4 protein-coding genes are annotated in these 3961 nt (G+C 29.2%); 1 reads left to right on the top strand and 3 read right to left on the bottom strand.

All coding sequences use genetic code 11. The features are described 5' to 3' along the window. Window positions 1-135: 135 nt before the first annotated feature. The 3 genes from ACFDSN_RS11835 to ACFDSN_RS11825 all read right to left on the bottom strand — a co-directional run bounded on the left by ACFDSN_RS11835 (window position 136) and on the right by ACFDSN_RS11825 (window position 2944). Window positions 136-444 (bottom strand): hypothetical protein, encoded by a 309-nt coding sequence (locus tag ACFDSN_RS11835; protein WP_375240064.1) that lies wholly within the window; start codon window positions 442-444, stop codon window positions 136-138. Between the two features lie 104 nt (window positions 445-548). Then, window positions 549-1001 (bottom strand): hypothetical protein, encoded by a 453-nt coding sequence (locus ACFDSN_RS11830; RefSeq protein WP_375240063.1) that lies wholly within the window; start codon window positions 999-1001, stop codon window positions 549-551. Window positions 1002-1198: 197 nt separating this feature from the next. Next, the gene (locus ACFDSN_RS11825) at window positions 1199-2944 is read right to left on the bottom strand and encodes an endonuclease domain-containing protein (RefSeq protein ID WP_375240062.1); all 1746 of its coding nucleotides are present in this window, start codon (window positions 2942-2944) and stop codon (window positions 1199-1201) included. A 50-nt stretch (window positions 2945-2994) separates the two neighbouring features. Here ACFDSN_RS11825 and ACFDSN_RS11820 point away from each other — a divergent pair, with 50 nt between their 5' ends. After that, complete coding sequence (locus ACFDSN_RS11820) at window positions 2995-3786, top strand: hypothetical protein (protein ID WP_375240061.1); 792 nt, start codon at window positions 2995-2997, stop codon at window positions 3784-3786. Window positions 3787-3961 lie beyond the last annotated feature (175 nt).

Genomic DNA, 3961 nt, shown 5'->3' with positions numbered 1-3961 from the left:
GGCAGTCCATTTTGGAAATTTCAAATATTGTTTTTATCACTGAATTTATTTTCAAGTAAATATAAGAAATGTATCTCTAACCTACTTAAGAAGTTTAGAAATAGCAGAATTAAAGGAAGAAGATATGCCTATTATTTAATCAACAAAAACCGTATGCTCTACCTTGAATTTTTGAAGTTTATTAATCATCCAAAAAGAGTAAATACCAAGAGTTATAAGTGTTAGTATATACCACACTATAAACTTACCAAGCAAGGAACTACCCTCTCCGATAAATTTAATTTTTCTACCATCAATCGTTGTGTTATTTGCCTTCCATCTTTCAAGCTTACAAAAAGCCCAAGGAGTTGCGATACCAAGAGTAAAAAATACCATTAAATAAACCGCAATTAGATTAACAAATAATCCACCAACGTCCTCATTAAATTGAAATTGCTTTTGCATAATACATTATTGATAGTTAGTAAATCAAACATATGGAATATTAGTTTAACTTATTTAAGGGGCTTGGAAGTAGCAGAACTAAAAGAGGAAGATATGCCATTAGTTTAGTTACCTATAATTATTGGCTTAAGTTTTTTAGACAATGAATCATATTCATCTTTCGTTAGAATCCCCATATCAAACATTTCCTTTGCTTCTTTTAACTGTTTTACAGCTTCATCTCTTGTAATCTTTTTACTAATTACAACTTTTCTATCAAGCTTAATTTTTGGAAGCCATTTTTTTACATCTTCCTCTGCTATTCCATCATCAAGTGGTAATCCAATAACTTTATTTGCCCTATATAGTTTTAACGTTGTTTTTTTTGTAGGATTATACTGATATTTATGAAGTCTCCTCGCCCTCATATTTCTCCACTCTGCCATCCTTGCAGAATTAAAAGCCCCAACAGGGTTAGCAGTTGTGTTTTGAGTTGTTACATCAATTTTCACACTTTCCTCTTGAGAATAAGAATTAAAGCTAAAAATTAAAGAAACGAGTATGAGTAGTTTTTTCATAATTAGATTTGTTTATACTTCAAATATATAAAAACTATGCCTAACTCTTAAACTAACTAAGAGGACTTGAAATAACTGAACTGAAGGAAGAGGTCATGCCTACAGATCAGTTAGTGATGAATTTATAAAGTTATTAGCTCCTTCTAAGAGGTCATAACTCTGCTTCTAAAATAAAATAACCTACAAAAAAATGCTCGTTATAAACAAAAATTTTCAAGAATAGTTTCAATATTTTGAAACTTCGTATAAGGTATTCTTAACATTTCCCAACCATTTAGTCTTGCAAATTCATCTTTTAATTTGTCTATTTTCTGATTTTTTTTAAATGCCTCTTCGCCTCCCCAAGCTTCTACTGCCATAAAATGCTGTCTTCCATCGTATTCAATAATAATATTTTTCTCAGTTAATAAAAAATCAAATATGAAATGCCCTAAACCTTTATGTTTTTTAACTCTAAACTGATATTTGTGGCTTATATTTTCGTCTCTAAGCCAAAATAATATTTTTCTTTCTCCCTTTGACATTTTACAAATTGGACATCCATTCCCTGATATTATTGAATGTGGAGTTGCTTCGAAAACCCCGTGACGTTTTTTATGACAAAGAAATTTAATAGGTGTTTCTGTATTTACATATTCTTCCGGATTAACAATTGTAATAAATTCTCTGTGAGTTTCAAATACTTGGCGCAATAAAGTTTCCTCGTCTGTGCGCCTATTCCTTCGCTTATTTTCTTCACTACAATCAGGACAACCATATGATTTTAATATATTGTTAAGTTTTTCTGTATGTGTCTTTTTGTGTTCAGAACAAAAAACTGTGATTTTAGAGGATTTAAGGAATCTCTTTCCGTGAACTTTAGTTAATTTTATTTTCCCATCAAAATTAGTTTTAATAAGATTTTCAATTTCCTCATACGAATTTACAGGCTTCTCTCCCATACAATAACGACAACCATATTTGTAATCAGTATTTAATACAGAGCCGATTGATGTTTCCCAAGTTGGGTGGCTATGGTCTTGACATTTCATGACCCACTTAGTATGTTGATTTTCATATATCTGATTTGGCAAAGCTATTATTCGCCCTTCGAACTTCTTTTCTATTTTGTTGTAAATTTCATCAGTTGTAAAACTAAAAGTTTTCTTAAGTGTGTCTTTTTTACATTCAGGACAACCACTCTTTTTAAATATTATATTGCTTGGAGCTGCAGAGAACTCAGGATGATTTTTAACTTTACAATTAAATCTTAATTTGTCTTTCCTATTCTTATATTTCTGTCCTTCAACTAATCTAATATTGTCACCGTGTATCTCTTTTAGGTTAATTATAAAATCTTTTGTGTTTATTTTTAAACCTGCACATTTGGAGCATCCCTTACCTTGAAGTATATTATATAATTTTACTGACCAAGTGTGTCCTTTTGTACATTCAAATTTTAGCCTAGAATGGGAATTCTTGTACTTCTCAGGATTCAAAATTTTTATTTTACCCTGACTAATTTCATACACCCTTGATATTATCTCATCAATTGGAATAATTCTATTATTTTGTTTACTTCTAAGCCGATTATCTCCACATTTTGGACAATGAGTACCTCCTTTTATGGTATTCCAAGTTTGTTCAAAAGCACCGTGACTCTTGCATACAAAACGAAATTTATCTTTACTATTTGTATATGATTGCCCTGAAGAGAAGGTTATGTGTGGGTAATTAGATTTTAGAAACTCCAAGTAAACCTCCAATTGCTCATCTTTTTTACAATCTTGACACCTTTGCTTTCTTTTGGTAAAAGCACTTAGTCTTGCTGAAAATTCTCCATGTTTTTTACAAACCAAGATAATTTTTTCATTTTTATTAATGTAATTAACTTTTGATAAATCATATTCATCACCTAAGGATTTTCTCAGCCTATCTTTGACTATTTCATTATCTAATTTCATACTTTAGATTGAATTTTCTTATTTAAACCAAATGTAATTAATTCTCTCTTATGAATAAACTCACACAATATCAAACCCAAATTTATGATAAACTTCTACCTGAGCTCGGAAAGACTAAACCGTATAAAGAAGTTTATCGTCTTAGTCTCTTGTATAGACAGAATAAAGAGATTGAAAAAAATATAGTTTTACTTGAAAAATTTAGAACTATCATTAACAACTCACTATATTTTCATCTCAAGACAAAGGAAGAGTTTTATGATTTAGATAAATTTAAAGATATATACAAAACACTTTTAGAAGAATTTATTTTAGATAATATAGATGCAGATGAAAATGATTTTGTACAGAAATACATTAACTCTCAACAAGAAATAATAGAAAAAAAATTTAACTACTTTATTGAAATTGATGGTTATGAGTCATTGGAGTTAATACAGTTTGTAGAAAAAGATTTTTTTGAGGAGTTTATTCGAAGTTCTAAAAAGAAAATTGAGTTTTTAAATAGTTTATCCATAGTAAAAGAGGGTTCCTTGGGAATTAAATATGATAATCCTTACCCTGAATACTTTCAATCTTATGGCTATGAGCTTTACAAGGAATTTACATCTACAATTAACAAACAAATAGTTTTAGCTGAAATGAGTTTTCTAGTAGATAAACTCAGAAAGGATGGTTTAATGAATAAAGACAAAAGCCTTAGTAACATTTTCAAATTTATGATTGAAGAGTTTGATACAAATTTCGGGACAGCTACTAAATTTAAATCTGACTATAGCACAGATAAACACCTTCAACTATATAAAATGATTAAAAAAAGATACGATATCATACCCTCTTAGATATGATACTATAGTCACGTTTCACTCACAGTTTTTGAAACATTTGTAGCTCAAATTATAATTAAAATTTATTGAATATGAGTAAGGAAAGTTTTAAAAACTCAATTGAGTTAGAACTAAGCAAATCATCAAACGAATTATTTAAAAAGTTAGAATCCTGTAGGGTAGATGTTTT

Source organism: Aurantibacter sp. (genome assembly GCF_042094015.1).
Classification (GTDB): Bacteria; Bacteroidota; Bacteroidia; order Flavobacteriales; family Flavobacteriaceae; genus Aurantibacter.
The sequence above is the reverse complement of the archived record's forward strand: the minus strand, read 5'-3'. Positions and strand labels throughout refer to the sequence as shown.